This window comes from Deltaproteobacteria bacterium (genome assembly GCA_029860075.1).
Lineage (GTDB): Bacteria > Desulfobacterota > JADFVX01 > JADFVX01 > JADFVX01 > JAOUBX01.
Window position 1 is genome coordinate 33,946 of sequence record JAOUBX010000015.1, and the last position, 24,306, is coordinate 58,251.

Genomic DNA, 24,306 nt, shown 5'->3' on the forward strand with positions numbered 1-24,306 from the left:
GCACATTAAGTCAATAAAAAAAAGCACAACAGAGCAATATGTGTCGTATATTTTTGTTTTTAAATATGAAATAAAAAAGTCCTGCTTTCATTTAATGTATGGGGTTGTTATGGGGAAACATTCAATTCTAACAGTCGATGATGAACCAGGGCTTTTGAAAAGCCTATCTCATCTTAAAGATCATTTTGAGATTGTCACTGCTTTTAATGGTCAAGAAGGTTATAAGCAATATAAATCTCACCCTGACTTATCCATGGTTCTTCTTGACCTCAACATGCCTGTCATGAATGGCGCTTAAATGCTTAAAAAAGTTCGGGATGAAAACAAGAACACCAAGGTTCTCATAATGACTGGAGGCCATTGCGACGAATGGACCAACAGCTGGATATCCAAGAATACTTACGAAAGCCTATTGATTTTAAAGCATTTATAGGGAAAATTAATCAGGTTCTGGAATTGCTGAAATAGTATCAATCAATGATTTGTTGCAGGATTTAAAGGAAATAAAAAAGGACTTAACCGAAATGGGCCAGGTCCTTCATATTACCGGCGTCCCCAGGGGGACTTGCCTCCCCCCCGTCGCCAACCTGAAAGTCTAAAAAACTATAAAAACGTAAGTGCTTGAAAACAGGTCGGTTTCCCCTTTTTACCTGAAAAAATAAGCAGTTTTAACGAGTCTATTAATTCTGCACATTTTAATGTTCCCTCTATTTTCCGATAAATTCCAGCACAAATTTAGCACACAAATTGCGGATGCTAAATCCTGACAGTTTGAAACCATCATAATAATCCGATTATTAATTGTTTTCGGATTATCGTTTTTTATAGTAGTATCATTGTCTCTATGAAGGAAAAAAGCAAAGCCATGCCGGGCTATGCGGCCCGGCCCGATTCGATGGATTTCAGGGACAGGATGTATGTCCCGCCCCTCGTGGAGGTTCCCGCCCAAATGCCGCTGGAGGAGTACATGAAGCACAAGGTGCCCGTACTCGACCAGGTGGACGAAGGGGCCTGCATAGGCTACGCCATGGCGACTATGATCCATTACCAGCTCTGTACACGCCGGGAACCGGACAGGAAGCAGGTGAGCGTGGGGATGATCTACGAGATGGCCAGGCGCTACGACGAGTGGCCGGGGCGGAACTACCTGGGATCCAGCGCGCGGGGTGCAATGAAGGGGTGGTATAAGCACGGCATCTGTGCCGAAGAGTTGTGGGGATACGACCCCAAAAACCCGGACCGCCTACTGACGGACGAACGCGCCGCCGATGCGGCCAGGCGTCCTCTCGGCGTCTACTACCGGGTCCCCCCCAAAGACTTGAGCGCCATGCACGCGGCCCTTGCCGAATGCGGCGTCCTCTTCGCCGCCTCCATAGTGCATGGGGGGTGGAAAAAGATGGGGGAAAACCTGGATAAAAAAGAGGCCCTCATCCGGCGCGAATCCCGCTCCGTGGGCGGCCACGCCTTTGCCCTCGTCGGCTACGACTCGGAAGGCTTCTGGGTGCAAAATTCCTGGGGAGAAAAGTGGGGCTACAAGGGCTTTGCCAAGCTGTTATACGACGACTGGCTCGCCCACGGCCAGGACGTCTGGGTGGGACGACTGGGTGTGCCGGTGAAAATGTCGGGCAGCGTGAGCGCGGTGGAGAAAGCCGCTACGGGTAAATAACGGTTGCTGTCACTATTAACCTAGCATTTACTTCGTTTTTTATTACTTAAAAGGTATGTAATTGTGATATTGCAACCACATTTCTCCCCACTCTAATGCTTCTGGTCGCCAACTCCTTGATAAACGTATGCTGTGAATTGCATTTTCGAAATCCACATTAAACATTCTCAAACCAAACACTTCATCAAGCCCTTTGCTTTTATTGTAAACATAAAATGCTTCCTCTATGGCGCGTGCCTGCCTATAATAAAGAGGAGTCAAGTTAATTTGAGCTATCTCAAAATTTCTACCTTTACTTATGTGTTGTGCAGCCCGTTTCGTAATACCTTGCAGAGTGATGCCAACATATACAATTTCACGATTTATTTTATCAATACCTAAATAAACGTTATACACCTGACCTTTATTGCGTGGGTCTATTAACAATACTTTATATAGTTGTGAATTAGTTAACCTAGCTTTAATCAAATCAATTTTTTGTTTTGTTTCTAGCAAAACGGTACTTACTTTACTTGTTTCGCTCATTACACCATTAGCCACAGTGTTGCCTGAGTTCTTTGTAACCAAGTCTTCAGAAGAATCTTGAACTCTATTAAGTAAGCGATAACCACCACGAACAAAGAAAGGAACCACATGATAAGCGAGTAAAGCTAAATTAAATATTTTCCAAACACGAAGAAAAGCAGGACCACCTTCCATTTTCATAATCTCTTCTTGATGATCAATAATATATTGTGTTGCAACTTGAAAAGTCACTTTTGCCACATTTAATAATGACTTCCCAATCAATGTTTTAGCAAAGGAACTACCTACTGAAAGTGGCAATGTAATCAAAAATAATTTAGCAAATCTTGCTGAACTAACGTGCTCTTTAGTAAGCGCTATCATTTCAGGTGCGGTCATAAGTCGCGGTTCATAATTATTTTCGCGAAATTTTACCAAAGCAATATCACTGAACGACAATTGATAATAATGATGTTTTGCATTAATCGCTGTAATACCATCATGTACATTCCATCTTATATCCACTATTCCTTTCATGTCATATTTGGCTTTTTGTGGATATTCCCTATAACTCCAGGTGCCAGGGCTAGTGATTTCAGAAGGCGCATAAACATGCACGCTCTTCACACCCTGACCCGCCTCCAGCTTGCTAATACTTTTCTCCAGACTTGAGTTACCTTTTGCGTGCAAAGCTACGAGCTTTGCATTATATATTTTTAAATAGAGATCAAAATTATCATTATGCATATCTTCATATAATCGCTCGAGATAGGTTTTTCTTCCATCACGCATGCTACTTAGCTTTTTTAAAAGTTTAATAAAATATGTATCCGCTGAAAACATAAGAAAAATAGAAAGTATCTCTTCCTCTTCAGCCCCCCCCGTTCTTTTATCAACTAATTCTTTAATTCGGTTAGCCATTATTTCGACTGTCAAATCCATAAAATTTTCGAAAGGCATAACCTTGGCTGACTTGTCTTTTACATAACCTACCCGACCATTGGTATTTTCTATTATGTCATTTGGTCCTTGAGTATTTAACAAATTGCTTCTATTTTGCGAACAACCTATCCCCGCATTGCTATAACCGTCCTGAGTCATAGCTATAACTTCACCTTGTGTAACAAGGCGCATATCACTGTCAGTTGGTTTTTCATATAAATATAACGGCACCATACCTTCTTGTTGCACCGTACTTATATACGCTGTAATGCCAACAAAGTTATCCTTACATGATCCATTATCAGTCGAATAGTGGTATCTATTTAATTCATGATTATGCCAGCAATATAATGGTTTTGCATTGGGTTCATATTTACTTAAAGAAATAAATTTTGGTTCTCTATACTGATACTGCAAACCCAGTTGCGAGTCAGAATACCCCTGACTTAAATTTGTATAAGCATGTAGATGGTAACTAGGGTTATTAAATTCATGTACTACATCTGCTACACAATTAAACGTTAATGAAATATCCAAGCCCGGATTCGCAATCAAAGCAGGTCTCAAACTAACACAGCGCACCTCGCCTAATTCATCTATGAAACGGGTTAAAATGCCTACAGGTCTTTTTTTACCGTCCTTTTCACCAAAGACAATTGCTCCGGTATCTCCTTCACATGCAAAAGGAATGGCAGACACGCCGCCAACCCGGAAATCATATCCTTCTACTTGCGTTATAATGCCTTGTGTAACACCGGTGCGTGCCCCGGACTTCCATACCTTCATGCCGTATTGCGGTTCAAGGAATATCCGCTCGAATTCGATGCCTTCGACTTCCGTTGAAGGCTCACGTTCACCCGTGGGTTTTATGAGGAGAAAATTAGAAGTAAAGACCAGGTCGTCGCTTGCTTCGTAATAGTCCAGATCAGACTTATAAGCCTCACCGACAGGTGTGCCGGAGGTTCCTTGATAGATGAGGTCGCTATGCTCAAGCTGCCCCTTTTTGTTAATTGACAGTGCGCCGAGAATATCCCGCGAAGTAAGTATAATCGGCCGGCAGGTTAAACGATCATAAACAACCATGCCCAGCGTACCGTAAGGCTGTTTGACGCCATCCTGCTCGGCATAGATGGCGATGCCCCCTTTAAGCTCATCATAGGTGCCGGTACGGGCTTCTGATTCGGGGGTAGGGCATTTGCGCTCTTCGGGCGCTACCTTATCTGCTATTTCAATTACATCGACAGGATAGCCGGGAATGCGGATTACGCCTTCAAGGCGCGGTGCTTCTGTACGTTCTATAGGTTGACTGTTTTCAGCAGGCGGGCGGGTGGCGGGCGCAGGTTGACCGCCTGTGCCGCCAGTTTCTGTTTGATTTTCACCGGGAAGTTTTTGTTCTTTCTTTTTCTTGACCGTAACGCGAATGCAGAGTGTTTCAGTAGGTTTACCGTTTCTCAACTTGAGAGCAACACCGACACTCATAACGCCTTTTTTCCGCATCAACCCCGGCGTCTCCCGTTTAACAACCTCTTTCAATTCCCTTATGTTTTCGACAGTTATTTGCATTTAATCCATTCTTCCATTTGCCGGTTGAATTTCTGAGGGCGTTAGTGCGGTGTATGTGCGAAGCTGGTGTAGAGATTAATGTATCGATCAATTTTAACGCACATAAATACACGTCACTTTACACCATCATAGCAAAGGCATCTATTCAGGATCTTTATCATAAAAATCAATATGGAGATGATGTACATGCGTATCGTGACTATTATTTAAATAAACATTCTCTTTTCTGCTAAAAATCCAATTATTACCTTGCTTCCAACCGATGCAGTTATACCATGGAGTATTGTAATACCTTACATTATACTTTCCTTTTTCATCTGTAAGTTGCTTCAAGAATTTTATTGCTTTAGAATTTCTATTTGCTGCAGTTGCGTGTTTAGTCATAAGCTTCCCTATTTGTTCTTGTGTATAGTCATCATCATGTCTGTCTTGTCTTGACCCAGTTCCAAATAATCTCATAAAATCAATATCCAAAGCCTTTGCTATAGAATTTAACTTAGCAAATGATAAATCCCTTTCATTTCTGATTTTAGACAAAGCATTTGTCGCTATTTTTTTAATCAAGGAGTTTGGGTGATTTTTACTGTGAAATTCCAATGCCTCTTTCATCCACTGAAGGTCATGAAAGGGATACTCTTTTGCTTCGTCTTTCATCTTTATACTATGTAAATCCATAGCTAAACCTCTCTTATGCGTGTTCCAGTCCTGTCTAAAATAACAAAAACTATTTACCGTGAGTGTTTCTATATTAAAATCTTCAATGATTCTTTTAAGGTTTTTCCAAAAAGATGGCTTAACGAGACATATGGAATTATATATGCCCAAGCTTTTGTCTTCCCCAAGAGTCTTGACAGAAAGATTTCTCGCACTCATATAACTAAAGGATTGCATTTTTATTTCTCTTTTCTTTGCTGTATTCACTATATAACTCAGATCAAGAGATTCTTTTTCAAGAGCAATATAGTATGGGTGTAATGGATCAAATGGTTGTTCTGTTGGGGGATAATATTTTTTTATCTCAGATAATTCTAATGTGGGGTAAAATTCAAGCAAAGCGTCCCAGGATGGAAATTGGTATCGTTGAGAGTATTGATGATATAGTACGATAAATAGAAATATTTTTTTAGATATTAAGCCTCTTTCTAATGGAGGCTTAACCATTTTATACTGTATTTTTTCTTTCCCCCTCACCTTTATTAGTGTCTCTAATCTAAAAATATCATAATTTATTCTATATAACTCCTGAAAATATGCCAGTAATAGCGTGCTCGCCATTCCAAACTTACCATCTTTCTCTTCTTTATATAAATCCTTCTTTATTGATTTATAAAACTTTATTGCATCCAACCAGATTTTAAATTTTTTCTTTTCACTTCTAATGCGAACACTATTTAAGTAGATTTTAATTTTTATCCAATGTAACAATTGATTTTTAAACCATTCCAGTATTGTTTTTTTATCCTTATACTCTTGAAGAAAATCTGGCAGTTTTATAAAATTTTCAAAAACGGTATTTTTAAAAAATATTAAAGGCCCATTGTCTTGATTAAAAATATCTTGATTTCGCTCTACTAATTTAGCTGGGTAGTCTACTAAAATTTCCTTCATTGTATATTCGCCAGCGATAAGTGTCTTTTTTAGGCCATCCCAGCTTACTTCAACCTGTGTTTTTTTACATATCATGAAGTTTATTTTTTTAAGTATAACTTTTATGCTGGTTATGATTATAATCAAGTCCCTTTCTGTAAAACTTTTTTTGTAATCTTTTAATTTCTCCATTAGTAGTTTATAATAATCATCAGCCTGATTTCCCTTGCCTTTTTCATATTCACAAATCATTAGCTGATTATCGCTTAACCATTCACGGCACACATCTATTGCATTTGCATCCCCTCCCTTTTTCTTAATATCTGCTTTAATTATAGATAAGTATGAATCCGTTTTGTCTCTCTTTGCATTGTTTAAAGAGATGACAATTTTTTGGTTCTCAAGGGCTTCTACCCAGTCACTATCTTCTACTAGCTCAGCCATATCTTCAGCTTCATAAAACTTGAATTTCATTTCTGCATCATGGGGAATATTAAAGAAAACTTTTGTACGCTTTACAAAGGGGCATTTAGAATAAGGAGCAACAGAAAATTCGTTTATAAATGAATGAAATGAGTCCATATCAAATTGTGCGCCTTCTTTTGGACTTTCGACACTCCAGAAACTTTTTTTAACATCCAGGTATACTTCTACATTTTTATAATTTGCTTGAATTTCGATACTCTGATCATATAAAAATTTAACCTTCTCCAGGTTTCTCCCGCCTGAAGTGCTCACATAACCAATAAGCCCATCAAAAGTACCGTCGTAAATTTTGCTCTCACTTCTATCACCAACGACACATTTTGTTTTGTTATCACCCTGTTTAAACCTGTAAAGCGGAACAGCTTTTGGATGATCCTTATCAATGCCTTTAAAAGCAGGTTCCAGGTATTCATAACCATTATTGTGGCAACCTTCTTTCATTTCTGACAAATAAACATCTTTTGTTTTAGGGTTTTTAAAGTAGTGCAAATAATTGGACTTACTTTCAAGACGTACACCCAGCTTACTCAACACCACATCAATACGGCTTGCAATACCCCAGGTTTCATTTTCAAATGGAACCGCCCGTTTCACCAGACCCACGACCCTTTTTGTCTCGGCATCAACGATAATGGAACCCGAATCGCCCGGCGCTACCACATGAGGCTGATTTTCTTTGTCAGTGGTGCAAAACAGAAAATCGGTTGGTGATAAATGGCTGCAGATAATCTTTCCTTCAGTTTTGCCCGTTCTGGCCCCGTATTTAATGACCTTCATGCCGATAACCGGCGATATTATTTCACGAGGTATTTCTCCGATCTCTTTCACTTCCATTTTGTAAAAATCGCCCATGGGAAAACCTGTATCTTTTTCTACACTGGCAATGGCTGCGTCTATAGTTCTTACTCCAAAGATAGAACTTTCTACTGCCCCGATTCTATATTCTTCGGCCTGCCCCCCCTGGCAAACATATGTGTCTTCAATGTTTTCACTTGTTTGGCTGTCTGCAATAACATGGGCGTTGCTTAAAATAAATGGTTCATTAAATGAATCGTGTTGGCCATAGACAATTGCGCCTAATGTTCCAATATTGTCGCTGCCTTCTTTTTGAATGTTGATGCCGCTTTGCAGGGTTTCCTGCGGTCCTGTATTTGCCCAGCCAAGTTGTTCCAATACTTTGGGTTGAATCCTGACATTGGTTTCTTCCAATGCCGTAACAAAGTCATCTGCCACCTCAACCACATCGATCAGATACCCCGAAAGCCGTACCTGGCTTTTGATTTTCTGGAGTTCCAGCTCTTTCTTTTTTTCAGCCTCTTTGCGGGCGGCTTCTTTATTGGCTTTGTTTTTTTGCGTCTGATTTTCTGTAGAAGGCGAGACAGATGCTTGGCCTGAAAGAGCGTTCTGACCGTTTACATTTTGATTTTCTGCAAGCGCTTCTTCAATTTTAATTTCCTTTATTGATACCCGTATGCAGAGTAAATTCGTTGGCTGGCCTTTTCTAAACTTAAGTGCTACGGCAACGTTTTTTACGCCGGGAATTCGCATCAAACGCGGCGTTTGGCAGCGCACGACCTCTTGCAGTTCGATTATATTTTCTTCGGTGTTTTGCACCTCACTCCCCTCCTGGAAAATCCGCTTCCAATCGCATAATCCTCATCGCCCTTGCATCGTCCCTCGATCCGCGCCGTTCCAGGTTAAGCTCTAACGCAACCTTTATTTCAATCTCATCAACATAAGATTAACTCGTATGACATTCCGGCAGGCAGTGGGCGCAGCCATCAGCCGCATCATAACGCTTCTTCCCTTCGGCAACGGCGTCACTGCCGCTGGCAAATTCACCCAGGTAAGCCCTGTTCTCTGTGTTAGGGAGCCATCGGCAATCCGTAAGGTGCACTTCGTGGTCGCCATTGGCCTGGGCATTCATGTTGATATAATACTTATTTTTTCTGGTCCACTTCCCCATCCCCGGAAAATCCGCTTCCAGCCGCATTATCCTCAACAACCGCGCATCGTCACGCGCACCCTGGTCGCCTGCATTCTTCTCGGCCAGCGCCGGATTTATCGTCTCATCCGTATAGACATCGATGCCTATAACAAAACCTGCATTTTCACGGCGCGCTCCGGCGTTATCGAGCCACTCCGCCATTTCTCGTCCGAGACGGCTTACGGCGTCGTCTGCACCGGGATTAACGCCCTTCGAAGTATCGGGCACATGGTCCAGGATGAAACGGGGCTCGAAGAATAGCGGCGTTTCGCTGCCGAAGGAATCGGTATCGCTCCAGTCACCGGCCACCCCGAAGCCGTAACGCACGCTCAGCGCCAGGCGCCGTTTGATCCCCGCCGCCTCCGGGCCAAAGCCGAGTCCCAGCAAACGATGGAGCACGTCGGCCAGCAGCTCGGTGGGATGGCTGAACCTGGGCGCTCCGCCGGGGATAAGCGCGTCGATCTTAATCCGTTTTTCCAGTTCCACCGAGGGGAAGAAGCGATCGGGCAGGGTTACCACCGGCGTTCGGTAGATAAAGGCCTCGGCCGTCTTTTGCCCTTCCAGCAGTTCGGCATTTCGCACCGTTTTAATGCGCACCCGCACATTCTGCTTTTCCAGGATATGGAGGTCAGTAAAGCCGAAGCGGCGCGGCAACTCTTCCAGTTCGTCCGTATTTTTCCCCTTTTTGGCAAACCAGTCGGACAGGGTCACCGTAAAGACCGCTATCTCTCTGTCCTCATCCCCTGTCTCTATTTCGGGACCTTCCGTCTCTCCTTCAATGCCGTCCACTCGCACCATGGGCGGCGGGTCGCCCGGCGCGCACCGGAAGGTATAGACAAGGTCGTCTTTCACCACCGCACCCGCTGTGTTGCTTTCGGTCACACGCTCTTCGGTAAAATCGTAGCGGTGCTTCGTGGTGCGCAGCCCTTCGCCGAGGCTTACCGGCTGAAGCGGTCCGCCCCGCTCGTAATGCTCTCGCCAGTGAAGCGCCAACTCCTTAATGAGCACAACCATATCGTCGATGATCCAGTGCAAGTCGGCGCGCTCGCCGGCGCCCGCCTCATACTTGGCCGCGACACGTTTTTCGAGAAGATCGATATACTTAATGAGCGTAGTATCGCACTGGGCGAGGGCGTGGAAGAGATCCTGGAAGAGACGGCCCTTTACGCCCAGCATGGGTGCCAGTTCTTCCAAAGCCTTCAGGTTAAAAAAGATCTCCATGCTGTGCGTGTCCTGCTCGGCGAACTCGGCCTGAAAGTCTACCTCGTAGCGCCAGGCGAGCAGGTCATCGTAGGAGTCCAGCGCCGGATAGCCCTTTTCGTCCATCTCGTAATCGGCAACTCCCTGCTGGTGCGACAGCCTGGGCGGCGTGGGCAGATCGCGCAGCGGTACCGGGATCGACAGCTCACCCAGTTCGGTAGGCGAAGGCGGTATGACAAAGGAGAGGAGGATATCTTCACCTGCACTGTTTTGAATTTCCAGACCACTCAGTTGAAAGGCAACGCCGGTATCGATGGTGCGGTGCTCTTCGGGCTTGAGCACATCGACGGCCATTGCCAGGTGATCCTCTTCACGCTTAAAGCTCGTCGGCTGGAGCGTATAGCCCGTATCGAGGGCCACCGTTTTGTCCTCCACAAAGTTGCCGGTCGCCATAAAGGGTTCACCGCCGCTTTCGTCAAAAGTGAGCGGGAAAAAGACGGCCGTGTCAATATCATAGGCAGCAGCGAGACGATTGCCTATCCGCTCTTTCATAATGCGGCGCGTAACCTCGCTTTTTGCCGGTTCGCCGTCGGCATAATCGATAATCTCTGTAAGCCCCGTCGTAAGAGCACTTGCCAGTTCAGCCCGCGCCTCCAGCAGACGGTCGTAGCTGTTGCTTTCAGGCGTAAGCCCCGCTTCGGCCAGTGCAAGCGCTGTGGCCGGACGCAGGAGCCGGTCGAGTTGGGCAAGCGTTGTTAACGCCCACTCGTCAAAATCGATATCGGAATAATTACGGAGCGTAAACGCCTTATTTTCCACAAATTTGCCGCTCTCGGCATCCATTTTGCCCAAAGTGAGATTGGGCTTATCTTCGATAAATTTATAGACGGGCACCTTTTTGCGATTCATGGGTGTGGTGGCAAGGGGCCGCAGCGATAAGAAAGCGGGCTTTTGCGTTTCGACCTGATAGTTGTAGCCGCCTGCGCCCAGCCTCACCGCCCAGAGCGAAGGTTTTTCGCTCCCTGCACGGCGCGGCGTTCCGAGGCCCAGATGGAGGGTGTCGGCAGCCAGCGCATTCTGAAAGTCCTTTGCATAACCCTGGAGGGCGGTAGTCTTATCATCGCTCACCGCCCCGGCCAGGGCGGGCGCAATGTCGGAACTCATGAACCAGACCGGCTCCTCATCGTGCAGTTCGGGATGGATAAGTTCAAAATCCTCTTCCGTCGGTACCTGCGCAAAGCGACGCAGCACCAGCATCGCCTTCAGTTCAAAGGCGGCGGGGTTTTGGCGCGGAACTACGGGCCGCGTCAATTTTAGCGGCGGCGGCGGTTTGAGATAACGAGCATCACCGCGAAGCAGATTGGCCCCGCCAATGGCCGCGCCAAACTCTTCCATGGTAACCGTTCGCCCCGCCCGCCCCGAACAGGCCCGGCGCAGCGTCTCGAAGCTGTCGCTCTCCACGGTCGTCAGTGCAAAGGAAAGGGGGGCGCCGCCAGTCCTGGTCTCCGCCTCGATAGAGATGACAATATCTTTTTGAATGACATCGGAGCGCCTGGCGTTGAGTACCAGAAAATCAGTCAGGCTGATGCCCATTTCCGCCGCCACGGCAACAGGTGACACAAGCGCACTGTTATGCCAATCGCTCGCCTCAGTCGGCGCCGTCAGGCGATTCTCCAGCATGATGGGGGCTGCGCCGTTTAAAATCAGATTATCGTTGGCGCTTACGATCTCGCTTGCTTCGGGAGCAAGGGCCAGGCCGCTCGTAGCTGCGCTACCTGCCTCTACCGTCTCGATTTCGTAGATAAGTCGTCTTCGCAGCATGCCAAGGCTCTCGTCAGGCTGCAGTACTTCGCTGCGCTCCACAAGTTTCAGCACCTTTTTTGGCGTAAGCAGTTCTTCGCGGTCAGCGAACTCCTGCAGGAATTCAACGGGCGACAGCTTCAAATCGGCGGCGGCGGCGTTAATGGTGTGGTCGGCCCGAACCTTCACCCCTTCATCCTTTACATCTCTCTTCAGCAGGCCTTCTTTCAAAAGTCCCGCTTCATTGCCGTAAGCGCCGCTTAGCGATTCAATCAAAAGGTCGATGGTTACATCCAGCGCCCCGGCGATGGAATTGAGCGAATCACGGCCCACCTGCCATTTGATGGGAATCTTTATGAGCGGCAGAGTAGCGCCGTTGCCCCTATCCAGGAATTGGCCGAGCGGCAGCGTCTTAAGCGGGCGGGCCAGCTCTTCAGCCGTTATGCGGTTGGCATCACGGAAGTCCCTGAGCGTTGAATCACTCTCGGGCGTCAGTTCCATCGGTTTTAGATCTTCCGCCTGCCTCATCAGGAGTTCAACATCCTGCACAAACCTGAGGAGCTTGCTTTTCCAGATCTCCCTGATTTCGCTGTCGGGCTGCTCCTCCAGCGTGGTCCCTATCTCAACTATCAGCCGTTCATCCTGAAGCTGGGCTATCACCCGGGCCAACTCCTCTATAATACCTGCCGCCTCGTCGCTGTTTTCTTCGCGGGCGCCGAGCAGCGAAGGATCGAAGTTTATATTCACCTCGAGTTCAGGGCTGCCGCTTGTTCCGACAAAGCGGTGAGCGGCCTGGACGCCGGGCCAGCGATTGACGCCGATAATATCGTCATAGTAGCAGCACTTTAGAGGCAGCCTGGTCAGATTGAGTTCATCTTCCGCCGGCTCCCGTCCGGGTTCGGGCGGTACGGAAAAACCGGTAAAGGTAAAATCGTCGCTGCCGGCCTCGTTGCCGAAAATATCGCGCCAGGTGATGTTGAGATAACGGGTGCTTCCCACCAGGCTGTAGGGGGGATGCTCACTGCGATTTTCAAGAGCGCTCTCCGCCGGGATTACCTGTTCGTAAAGCCAGGTCCCTGTAGTCTCTTCGCGCGGACCGACGGGCAGACTGGGCGGCGAACAATCATTTCCGTTCTCATCGCTCAAGTAGTAGGAGAAGAGACTGTAGAGCGACTCCAGTTGTCCATCCTTTGTAACATCCGGCTCCGGCCGTTCAATGCGGAAGTGCAGCATATCGGCCTTATACCTGGCCCGCCTGCGGGTAAGTCCAGGGGCGGTAAATCGCAGCGCCTCGCTCCCCTTATCAATTCCCTCTGCCAGGTATATGGCATCCACATGGTGCAGCAGGTCGACATCGCCCGTGGGGAAAAGAACAACGGTAACGATCCCCTTTTTGGAACCGGCAAAGATGCGCTCGTCAGCGTCGGAGAGTTCGGGCAGGACGTCGGCCAGAAAGAAGGTGCCGCTCTCTTCATGGAGCGATTCGCCAAGTAGCTGGAGGAAATCGAGGGGCGCAAGATTGGTGGCAAAGGCCGGTGTTTCGGGCCGCTCGTCGGCGTCGTTTCTAAAAAGGGTAATCCCCTGGACATCAACGCTCCCCATGACCAGTCCGCCGTCGTTACTGGAAGGCCCCGCTACTCCTAGCGCCGGCGCGATAGCCATTCCTATGCTTCCAACTTTGAGGTCCGCCAGCGTCTGTTCCAGAAGCAGCCTTGATGTGGGTTCGATACCGGTAATACGATAGATGCTGCGTCCTTTGACGGCCGTCTCCTCGTCGAGCCGTGTTACTTCCATATCAAGACGGGCCGCCCAACTGAAAGCCATCCGTTCCGGATCGCTTGCGCTGGCGGGCGCGGCAGCCTGTGTCCGGGTGCGGGAGCGTTTGGCCGGCAGCGCCAGCCACTCGAAAGTAGTATAGTCTGCTGGCGGCAATCCTTTCAGGTGGTTAAAAAAGGTGATGGGCAGCGTGCGCAGGCGCCCGCTGTTTTCGATTTTGTCGCCGTTTTTTTGCCGCAACTGGATGGAGCGGGCAAGACTGAAATCGACCATCTCCTCACGCGTCATAGCCATGGCGGTGACCGTTGCCTGCGGGTCGAATTCGGGGTCTTCCAGAATGCTCCTAATGGCATCCACTTCGCTGTCGCCGAAATGGAGTTTGACGCTCGGCGGCTCTACCGCTTCGCCTTCAGTAGTGTCCTCTGCATCAGTAGCCTTTGGCGGTTCTGTTACCGGCTGACCGTTAAAAAGGAGCCAGTCGGCCCGGTGACCGTTGTTGGCGGGAGTGAGCGTCAGTTTCACTTTTCCAATATTATATTCGGCGCCGCTTTCTCCGGTGGTTTCGCTAACGGGCAGTTTGAACTGGAGTGCGCTCGCCTCGTAGAGATTTTGCCAGTCGCCATCCACCGGCAGGCGGACGCCGTGCAGAAGAAAGCGCGAGGTCATGGCGGATATGTCGCTATAGGCGTTGAGCTCTCTTAGCTTATCCCAGGCCTCCTGAGGCGTCAGTTCATTTATAAAAGGGATCAGCCATTCGCTGCCCGGCTTAACCAGCTCTACATAGAGATTGGCCGCCGCCAGTTCCAGCGCAGCCAGACCGTACTCCCCGGCGATCTTTTCCAGAGTGTCATCTTCCTCTATAGTATATTCAACAGCGCCCGTCGAAAGCGGTATGGTTATTGAGACACCAATATCGAGAAGCTCGGTTTTCGTCATATTGGCTTCGATAAATTCTTCAAAGAAGGGTTCGCGGTCGGCGTCGTTGGGGTGGGGATCGTAAACCAGGTTTTTATAGATATCCCCCAGCTTTGTATAGCTGTTGGCCCCCTCCATTTTAAGGGGGCATTTTTCCATCAAGGCGAGGAGCCTCGCTGCAAGCTCCTTAAGCTGAAGGGAAATGATATCGCGCCATAGCCACTCCGACATGGGAGCGTTTTCTTCCGGCGCCCCGGAGCCGCTGCCCTTCAAGCCGCTGAGGAGGGGAGCGTAACGGCCGGCCCGCTCTTTTATATCAGCCAGGGACTCCTTCGCCACAACCGGTCCTGCACTTAAGTCGACATCCTCTTTGTCCACGCCTTCGATCTCAAATTTGATGTTGAGGGCGGGAGGCAGCGGCACAAGCGCCAGTTTGTACTGACTCTCTTCAGTGGCTGAAGGCTGGCTTTTAAGATTTATGACAAAGTTGTTTTTAATAAAGGCGTTAAGCTCGCTCCAGCCGATACCCTTTACCGACGCTTCGCTCTGCAAGACCCTGTCCATCCGCTCTGCCGAAAAAATATGGATACTCTGCGGCAGTTCGCCATGCCAGGCGCTTAAGAGCCAGTTGAAAAGACCGCGAAGCCAGGTCTCGAACTGGACGGGCGGCGTCTGGCTGCTTTCGGGATTATCAGAATCTATCTCTTCGGCAAAACCGGCCAGCGGCGAGGCGACGGCGTAGCCGGCAAAAGATTTGTCGCCGTTATTGGCGTCGAGATCGATGCTGACGCCGTACCAGGAGTGCCAGGTCAGATCCTCTTTTTGTTCAGCCGCAGGCGGCTGCGTCCAGTCGAAAGCGGTCAGTTCGTGGAGTGCTGCACCGTTGCCCATCGTCATCCGGAGCGAAGGCTGATGCCTGGGATCATTATGGAAGTGGAAGCCGCGTCCCATACTGGCAGGCAGCGCCCTCGTACCCACAATCCAGGGCGTCGGCTGTCGGCTGCCCAGGGTGTAGGAAACGCGCACCTCAGTGCTGAAGCTGAGAGTAATCTTAAACCAGCCGATTTTTATCCTGGCCTTAACACGCACTCCGGCACGGGCGTTTATGTTGATGGGCATATAACATTCAAAGGTCACGCTGGCGATGAGATAAACATCCACACTGAAGTTGATACAGATTATGCTGAAGTCGATCCGTCCCCGCACATAGGCAAAAATACCGAAGGTGCCGGAGAGGCGATAAAAGAGATCTTCGCCCTGGTTTTTGTCGTAGGGAAGGTAGGTGGCGAAGGTTCCCTCCACTATGGTCATAATACCGATATTGATCTCGGCATAAAAACAGCCGGAACCGATGCTCTTGCCCACCCCAACGGTAAAGCCGATGCCAAATTCAATAACCGGATCAAATTCACCGTTGATTATCTGCGGCACCGTGGTTGAGGTGGCGCCGTTCAATGAACCGTAATAGAAGCCTCCGGCGCCGGTGAAAGGCAGCACTGAAAGATAAAATGAGCGGCCGAAGTTGCCGCCGTAGGGAAAACCGAAATCGAGCTTAAAGTTGCCGTTGGTAAAGATATCTACCCCGATGACAGGCAGTTTCAGTGTTACGGCGCCCAGCTCTATAACGCGAAAAGCGGGAGGCAGTTCCAGTTCCATGCTGTAAACCCCGAGGCCCGGCGCGATGCGTTTATAGAGAATTTCAAACTCAAAACCGGAGAAGGCCTTGGCGGCGGGCCCGTCGAGCCGTATTACGAGTCCATAGAAGAGCGGGTCGTTGAAGATGGCGCCAATGCTGAGAAAACCGGCGGCGGTGAAATCAAACCCGATGAGCCATTCACTATCGGCGTTATAAGTAAGCGGCCCGAGTGCACTACCGCCCTTGCGTGGATTTTCGTCAAAGGCGCTTCGCAAATCGTCTATCGCCTGAGCGACCTTATCATAACCGGCGGCATTGCGCATCGCCACATGACGGCCCAGGCCGAGATAACGCAGCTCAAAACCGATATCGGGGACGGGCAAGGCCGGCGGGTCTTCGGTAACGGGATCGAAAGGTTCTATTTGGCTGTCAAAGATTTTCCCATCTATATTAAAAGTTATCCTGGAATCATCGGTGTCGTAGGTGAGCGCAATCGATTTTATATCGATACCGGGAACCTCATTGATAAAGCCAAAGCAATCGCTCATCGACAGCGTAACAGCGTTGGTCCGGAGGTCGATTTTGAGCTCCGTATCCGGCATATCAATTTTTTCAAGTTCACTCCAGGGGTAGGGAAAATCGATATAATACCCGGGAATCATCAGGTTGATAAAACGTTCAATGGCGTTAAAGATATTCATCCCATTGAATTGTACGGTGATGAGCTGTATGGATTCGGTCCCCTTTTTATCCAGACTGCAATCGAGCCAATCGCCGTTATCAGGATTGCCCCCCTCTGGCAGCCAGAGCCCTACAGAGAGATTCATATCAGGATCGTTGATGGGGAAAGAGGCCTTCAGTCGCAGCGTCTTATAGCGCATCTCGCCGGAGGCTTCGCCTATCCAGGGATTACCGGTCTTCTCTCGCTCCAGAGCGATTCTACCCGTTAAATCAAGACCGCTGCCGCCAAAGGGGAGCTTGAGTGAAAAATCGGAAGCGGCCCTGAAGCCGGCCTGTCCGCTTTCAGTATTGAGTCTGGCATTCAACTCCGTAATCACCAGGGTCCGCAGGTCTGCAGGCACATCGTTTTCAGCTATGCCAACGACTGAAACCAGTTGGGGCAGAGAAAGCACCGAGCCGGAGGCAAGTCCCCCTTCGAGAATCCAGGCGCCGCCGCTGGTCAGTTCGACGCTGAGATCCAACACTCCATCGGGCGTCTCTCCTTCAGCCGCCTCTTCACCCAGTTGTATGGTTCCAGCCAGTACGCCGTAGTAGCGGGTCTCGGCCTGACTTGCGTCGACATTACCCCGCAGCGAGATTGACTTTAAACTGAGATCCAGTCCAATGAGACCTTCAAAATCCCAGGTGCCATCGAGGGCAAAGTAGAAGTTGTAGTTCTTTTTCCCGGCGTTGCCCGCGATGCGAAAACCGACAATATCCATATCGGGAAAAGAGGCGGGCAGGGAGGTACCGATCAGATCTTCCATGCTTTGCTTGATGTTGGGGGCGGTGGCGGGATCGAGTTCAATGGAAAACGCCTGTTCCGGTATCTCCAGGGTAAAATCGAGAACTGCACCGCCCAGCGAAACCTTGCCGTAGATATCGGCTCGGCCGGAAACAGGATCGGCCGTGGGCCAGAGGGTAAAGGCGCCGCCAATCTGATAAATTGTGATACCCGGCAACAGCTGCATCTCGCCCTCCAGAAGGGCGGCGATGGTGATATCTTCCGGCACGCCGGAGACGGCGCCGAGGAGCACCCGGATACTCTGTAGCTTCAGTTCGGCCGGGATTTCATCGGGCAACGGCAATCCGAGCCCGGCGGAGTCCAGACTGTCGCCATCCTCTTCGTCCAGCGCGGCGTATAAAACATGAAAGGGCCGATCGGGCGGTGCCGGTATCAGGTTGAAATCGACAATTACGGTTTTGCCGTCCAGTTCCAGTGTCAGCTTTCCCTCTAATTGCAGCGCAGCCTGGAGCAGTCCCTTTTCGTTCTCCTCAGCCACAAGTGCAATGCGGATATCGGAGAGAGTTACCATGCCAAAACTGACAGATTTTAAGGCGTCGGTTTCAATACGCAGACTCTCCAGCGTACCGGTTGCACCTATTGAACCGTGGCCGGTCACCGGCGCATATTCAGCGAGTAGCGGCATGAGCGGCGCCAGCAGATCGTCAAGGCCGGGATTGAGTCCCGCCTTGATCTCGATCTTGCCGGGATCATAGGCGTTACTGTGGAGCCCGAGCTCAAGTGCGCCCAGTGGAATCCAGAGGCCTGAACCGGTCAGTTCGGGGAAAAGTCCGGAAGGGGTAACGCCCATCTCCGGTTTTACATCGAGCTTCAGGTGAATCTCTTCGCCTTCGATGAAAAAGGTGGCCTCTATTTTAACAGGCGGCAGACCGAAGAGGGCGGCGTAACCCTTGACAACGGTAGTGGTGGTGTTCGCCTTAATGTCCGTATGGAGGATCTCCAGGCCCATCGCCTGTTCCGGCAGGTAAGCCTCCAAAAGATCATAGATACAGGGGAGATCCTCGTGAGGTTGCAAAAGCAACACGCCCTCTTCTGAATCGATTAGCTGTTCATCCAATCGATTTTTTATATCTTCTGCAGTTAAGGCCAAATTCTTTTCCTTCTTCCTTTTTTATATCTATATCTTAAACCGATTTCATTTAATCTTCGCTGTACTGTTAACCTGGCTTGTTCCAGGCGGCATACCAGGCAATCTTGCCCGAACCGCCCGCATCAGGATCGCCAAAGAGGGCGGCATCGATACTCCCTTCGGGCGGCAAGGAGAGCCCAAGGGGCATTTCGATTCCGATGCGGCGAAATAGCAAAATTATTTCGCCGTTTTCGGGATTGACCATGAATTGAATCCGTTCAGGACCGATTTTGATGAGATCGTCGACAATATCGAATGCGCCGTCAAAACCGGGGATGCGCAGGCCCAGATTGACCGCCGCCTCTTTACCGGAAGGCCACCAGGCCAGGTTTAAAAAGCTTTTAATGCCAATGCCAAGATCGATGCGATACTCCATTTGAAAACCCTCTTCCTCGCGGGTTGTCTGCGATAGCGGTGATACTACTGAAGCCAGCTTCAATGTGGCCACTCCCCCCGGAGGGAGGTGCCGCACCGAATCAAGGGCCAGTGGAAAGCGGTTTGCAAGCGAGCGCTCACGCGCTTCAGCCGCAGCAACCTGAATCCGCATAGGTTCGATTGAAAAGGTCATTTCTGAGGGGGGCCGCTCGCTTACATCTGCCGAAATCGAAAAAGCGAGGTTGAGTGCCATATTCTGCATTGGAATTTTATCGTAGGAGAAGATATCAAACTCTTTCAGGGCCTGAAACTTGAGATGACCGGCCAGAAGAAAGCGGCCGCGCATGTCCATATTCTTTCCATCTGTCGATTTAGTCACTGAAATAGTCTCAAAACCTGCGCGATTTAGCATTACCTCCTGCAAAACGCCGCTCGACATCTGGTAGAGCAGCTTCTCTTTACTTAGAAAAGTGTAACGACCTTTGCCATCGTGCTCTTCATAGTGTCCGTTCAGTATAATGGTGTCAGCCGGGCGTTCTTCCGGGTCCGGAGTTGGGCAGGAGGCCTTGTCGCCGAAAAGTTCGCCTATGCCGAGATCAATGCGGGCCTGGAAATTCTGGAGACGGGAGTTGCGAAAGCGGGCGCGTAGCTTTCGAACCGTCCATTCCCAGGTGTAATCGGTGTCGACGGGTGTTTCATCTTCATAATCGACGAGACCGAATAAGGCGCCACGGCCATTGGTGATAGCGCCCGAATCCTGACGTTCCAGCGAAGAAGTGCTAACCCCCACATGGTGCGCCATCAGGCGCGCCGGATCGACGCCACCGGCGATGACGGCAAGATCGTCGGGGAAACCCAGCGGCGATACCCTGACGTTAAAGGCAATAAAGCCGTTCCAGCCGGGATTTTCCCAAATTTGATAGAGAAAAGGGGCAAAATCAAGGTCTCCGCCCTCTACAGCACCTTTGGCAGTCTCTCCGGCTGCTATCAGTTTTTCGGAAACATCCCAGGGATCGAGATTGAGATACTGCCCCTCAGTCCATTCGCCTGGACGACGAGCCAACTCCGCCATCGACTCCGTATGATCTTTAAAAAGTAGTACGGTGCCGTATTTCAGCCACTCTTCAGGATCGAGATCAAAACCCCAGCCGGAAATATTTAAGAGGAAATTTTCAAAGGCGGCGTTATCTTCCAGAAAGAGAATGGGGTCGCTGATAACGGTAAAGCGACGGCCAGCCTGTAAAGCATTACGCAGCGGACCGTTGATATTTACGATGGCAAATGGATTATGATCACTGCCGGTGGTGATGAGCATGCGCCGCCACTCTGAAAGATCATGCGAGAAATTACCGATATAGCCACCGGGGGTTACTATGGAAAGTCCATCCGACGCCGGAGCGGCACTATCTGTAATTCCTCCGATTTTAAATGAACTTCCGCCCACGCTATTAACCGGCAGCGGTGAATAAACCTCCCGGGTGGAACCATCTTCATTGCGTTGAAAAAACTTCATATTCTCTCCCCGCAGCACCGCCGCCATACGCAACTCCAGTCGCAGCGCAAGAGCGCTTTTGTCGGGATCAATTCCTGCCAGGGGAAGAACCGGTACGCACTCCTTGTTTGGCGGGATAGTGCCGGGAGGACGATCGGCCAGGTTCGCAAAAGGGGTAGAGAGATAAGCGGCAGAATCATCGGGTCCGGCCGGCAGATAAAATGGCTGTTCAGAAGGCTGTGCGAAATAGGTTGCAAGTCCACCGTGAAAACGAAGGTAGGAGGTGGTAGCGCGGTTTTCGATTACAAGCGAATCCTCTTCATTGTCACTGCCGGCCCGACTGGCGGGTGTTGCGATAAAACCGGGCAGATATGCGCTGCAGCCGTTACGAAAGGTTAAGTAAAAGGGGCTTCCATCAAAACCGCCCTGAAAGAATTCTGTTCCCACCGCCCCCGGCATCAGGGCCGGGAAGTCGCTCTTTAAACCGCCAAGTTCAAAAGAACCCCATGGAGCAAGGTACCAGGCATCTGAATCCCTGCCTTCGAGCGTTTCCATTTTCCGTTCATAGACCAGTCCCGCTTCTTCCTGAGGAGTCAGCCTCAACACCTGCCCGAGGGGTGTTCTGTAATAGGTTTTGATCTTTTCGGAAGGTGAGAATTTAAATAGCGTCTCGGGCGGTTCGTGGTCCCTCCTGAGGGGATAAAGGGGATGAAGCAGGGCGGAACATTTCAGTTTCCGGCTACCCGGTGAAAAAACAGGGAAACGCATGGAGCCGACTCCCTCCGGTCCTTGAGCCTCATCGGGGAAAAAATAGCGAATCCCTGCATCGAGAAGGTCCAGGTCGGGTTCATCCATTTCCATATCTATTTTAATCCGCCCCGGTCGGTGGCGAGCCAGTTCGATAGTCAGGTCACCCTGCAAGCTCCCTGCCTGCTTTTTACCGTAGGCCGTCAGCAGGCGGGCAGGCGCCGGCTCTCCGCCCGATGCGCTGAGGATCAGGCAGCCGTCACCCGGTGTCAGAACCGAGCCCGGGTGAATGAAGAGAATGTGGTTCCTGAAGCGGACCAGGCCCCGGTCGGCAAGTCTCCCCTCTTTAACCCTCAGCCCGCAAAGCGCGCCGGGGTCGTCGAACAGTTCAGGCGACTTCAACCAGGCGACCTTGAGAAGAGGGTCGCGGCGGAAGGCACTCACACGCAGCTTGAAATCGGCAATATCGGCGGGCGGGGTATCGCAAAAGATGAGACAACTCTCATCATCGGCAAAACCGGACAGGCTTCTTTCACCGGCACTCCCTGCACGGTCATGAAGAAAGAGGGCAGGATAGGCTTCAGAAGCGTAGAGCCCGTCACCGTAGTCTGAAAATACGATTGACATTATGAACCCATCGTAAATTCGACCTGATCTCCCGGCAAGAGAGGCGCGTCGGAAATATCGGTATGAAGGTCTGACGGTGCGAGCCCCAGGTCGGACCAGACGGTACTTTTTACTTTTATCGTGTCCCCGGCGCCGTTTAAGTCAGACCACTGGCGCAGCCATTTTACCCGGCCCTGTACAACCATGTCCGGGCTGAACCAGTGAAGGTGCTCTTCGCATATCTGTCTAAGGGTCGAGCCGATAGGAACAAAACTTTTCTTCCCGTTTATAATGACAGGAATTTCCACGACAACGCCTGTCCGCCCCCTGAACCGTCGTATAACGTATTGACCGGCAGAATCATTATATTCACCGGCGGCATGCCTGATGCCGGCAACAAGGGCGGAAGAGTTGTCGGCCGCCACGAGCGCCGCATGCTCTTCATCGACAGCTGAAGCGGTCGCAGATGACGAAAGGGTTGCAGGTAAAACGACAGCCAGATGCTTTCGTTTCAGGTCTCCGGCATGGAGATCGTCCGGACCGCCGATCATACCATCCTCCGGTTCCGTTGAAGTGGTATACCCCTCTTCCCAAAAAACTGTAGCCATTGGATTAAGCGACGTTATAAAAGAGCCGTTCTTCAACCGCTGGCGACTGACGGGAAGAAGCATCTCGCCCGAGGGAACCATACCGTTGATTTCATCGCGACCCGGTCCGCAATATTGGAAAGACGCCCCAGTTACCCTAAGGCGAAAACCGGGTCGAAGCGGAACTCCCCGGGTGAAAGGGTCTATCCCCGTAGACCATATCAAAACCTCGGAAATGGCCAGAGGCAGCGACCTGACCGCCCGACTGCGGATCAAATCGGCAGCGCCGTATTTTAAGTTGGTTCCCTCTTTCAGTTCAAATTCCTCAAGAAGTTTCTCGAAATTTTCTTTTAAGGAAAGCCGCGATTCACTTTTAGAGTTCCATAAGAAGTCCCCCGGAATTTTCAGCACCACTTTGTCTGTTCCCTTGCAGACGGATGCCTCCAGAGTATCGACCTTGCTTGAAAAACCGGTATCACCTGTTGCAACACCCCCAACTTCTACATGAAAATCTTCCCCATAGGAAAAGTCAGGCGGCAAAAGGAACGGTTCAGGCGTCGTCTGGCCTGCGGAATCCGTAAAGTTGCGAAAAACCTGGAAAAGGCCGTTCTTAAAAGGGATAGCGTCTGCAATCTCAAAGCTATATGTTTTAGATATTTTGTTTCCCGCCAAATCAGCTAATTCGATTTCCATCTGGTGACTGCCAATTCCCAATAATCCAATATGCGGCAAAGGGCCAAAGTTTATTTTCCCCTTAACACCGGCACCATAGTTCTCCGCATTAGCGGGTTTCAAGGTGTAAATTGTTCCATTAGCTGCCGTTAAAGTTGCCCATGCCGAAGATGATACGATGCCTGAATCTTTATCGTATGTTTCAATCACCACCGGTTCAGCCAATCTCTCTTTGGAAACCTTGCCCGAAGGAAAAATCGATTCTATGACAGGAGGCGTGGTGTCTACTATGAAGGAAAGAGTCACGGGAATACTCTCATTCCCTGCCTGATCGCTGGCAGAAATACTTACGCTGTGCGGGCCGTCAGCCAGGGCGGCGGAAGGCATGTACTCCAGGTTGACAACCTCCAGGGATTTGCTGCTTTCGGGGTTTGGCTCTATGACAGGGGAGACGGGACTGCCGTCGAGAAGAAACTTGACGGAGCCATGATCAAGGCGGGAGCCGCCATCGTCCCTGATCAACGCCCTGACCGGAACCTTGCCGTTAATAACATAGGAACCCTCTGCCGGTGAAATATCGCTAATGCAAGGCTTCATTGTATCTACAATGACATTGACCGGGCTGGAAACAATGCTCTTGCCGGAGTGTGATTTACCCTTATAGGCTCTCGCCTCAAATACAGCAGTATTCCCGTTGTCAGCCTGGTCTGATAACTCAATGTTTTCAAAGGTATATGTTGAAAAAGATTTGTCGGCTTCATGCAGGTAGTTGGCCACGGGTTTGCCGTCAAGAAGGAGCCTGAAGTATTTATAGCCTTCTTTTTTTTCGCCACCTGCGGCTCCGCTTGAGAGAGAAATTGTAACACTAATGTTCGTACAGTTAATTTTCGCTCTGTCCTCAGGAGAGGTTATCGTTAATTTTGAATCCCTTGACATTCTTACCACCTTCCTTATAATTTTTTTAATTTAACTCAAAATGAGGCAGGTCAAAGAAGGTCGGGTCGGGAACCTGCTTGTTCTGGTTCCAGTCTCCTCCCCGGCGAATAGGTATTTCCATCTGCTTTGCTATCCCCATCACCACTCCTCCCTGATAAAAAAAGACAAAAGCCCG

At 49.6% G+C, this 24,306-nt stretch carries 7 protein-coding genes; 2 read left to right on the top strand and 5 right to left on the bottom strand.

The genetic code is table 11. The annotated features are described in order from the left end of the window. The first annotated feature begins 109 nt into the window (after positions 1 to 109). Positions 110 to 298 carry a response regulator gene (locus tag OEV42_06640; GenBank protein ID MDH3973941.1) on the top strand — a complete coding sequence of 63 codons (189 nt, stop codon included), beginning with the start codon at positions 110 to 112 and terminating at the stop codon, positions 296 to 298. 567 nt (positions 299 to 865) lie between these two features. After that, positions 866 to 1,666 carry a C1 family peptidase gene (locus OEV42_06645; protein ID MDH3973942.1) on the top strand — a complete coding sequence of 267 codons (801 nt, stop codon included), beginning with the start codon at positions 866 to 868 and terminating at the stop codon, positions 1,664 to 1,666. A gap of 42 nt (positions 1,667 to 1,708) precedes the next feature. On the opposite strand, the gene OEV42_06650 is transcribed toward OEV42_06645, so the two are convergent. From OEV42_06650 to OEV42_06670, 5 genes are all read right to left on the bottom strand, one after another. Next, the gene (locus OEV42_06650) at positions 1,709 to 4,675 is read right to left on the bottom strand and encodes a hypothetical protein (protein MDH3973943.1); all 2,967 of its coding nucleotides are present in this window, start codon (positions 4,673 to 4,675) and stop codon (positions 1,709 to 1,711) included. A gap of 141 nt (positions 4,676 to 4,816) precedes the next feature. Further along, complete coding sequence (locus tag OEV42_06655) at positions 4,817 to 8,362, bottom strand: hypothetical protein (protein MDH3973944.1); 3,546 nt, start codon at positions 8,360 to 8,362, stop codon at positions 4,817 to 4,819. Positions 8,363 to 8,489: 127 nt separating this feature from the next. Further along, the gene (locus tag OEV42_06660; GenBank protein ID MDH3973945.1) at positions 8,490 to 18,677 is read right to left on the bottom strand and encodes a LysM peptidoglycan-binding domain-containing protein; all 10,188 of its coding nucleotides are present in this window, start codon (positions 18,675 to 18,677) and stop codon (positions 8,490 to 8,492) included. Between the two features lie 67 nt (positions 18,678 to 18,744). Beyond that, complete coding sequence (locus tag OEV42_06665; GenBank protein ID MDH3973946.1) at positions 18,745 to 21,957, bottom strand: hypothetical protein; 3,213 nt, start codon at positions 21,955 to 21,957, stop codon at positions 18,745 to 18,747. Beyond that, on the bottom strand, positions 21,957 to 24,131 hold the full coding sequence (locus OEV42_06670) for a hypothetical protein (protein ID MDH3973947.1): 2,175 nt from the start codon (positions 24,129 to 24,131) through the stop codon (positions 21,957 to 21,959). Before OEV42_06670 ends, OEV42_06665 begins: the two co-directional genes overlap by 1 nt. Positions 24,132 to 24,306 lie beyond the last annotated feature (175 nt).

Bases quoted from the DNA above. Each gene is read 5' to 3' on its own strand.
- OEV42_06640 (MDH3973941.1), top strand. From the start codon at position 110: ATGGGGAAACATTCAATTCTAACAGTCGATGATGAACCAGGGCTTTTG.
- OEV42_06645 (MDH3973942.1), top strand. From the start codon at position 866: ATGCCGGGCTATGCGGCCCGGCCCGATTCGATGGATTTCAGGGACAGG.
- OEV42_06650 (MDH3973943.1), bottom strand. From the start codon at position 4,675: ATGCAAATAACTGTCGAAAACATAAGGGAATTGAAAGAGGTTGTTAAA.
- OEV42_06665 (MDH3973946.1), bottom strand. From the start codon at position 21,957: ATGTCAATCGTATTTTCAGACTACGGTGACGGGCTCTACGCTTCTGAA.
- OEV42_06670 (MDH3973947.1), bottom strand. From the start codon at position 24,131: ATGTCAAGGGATTCAAAATTAACGATAACCTCTCCTGAGGACAGAGCG.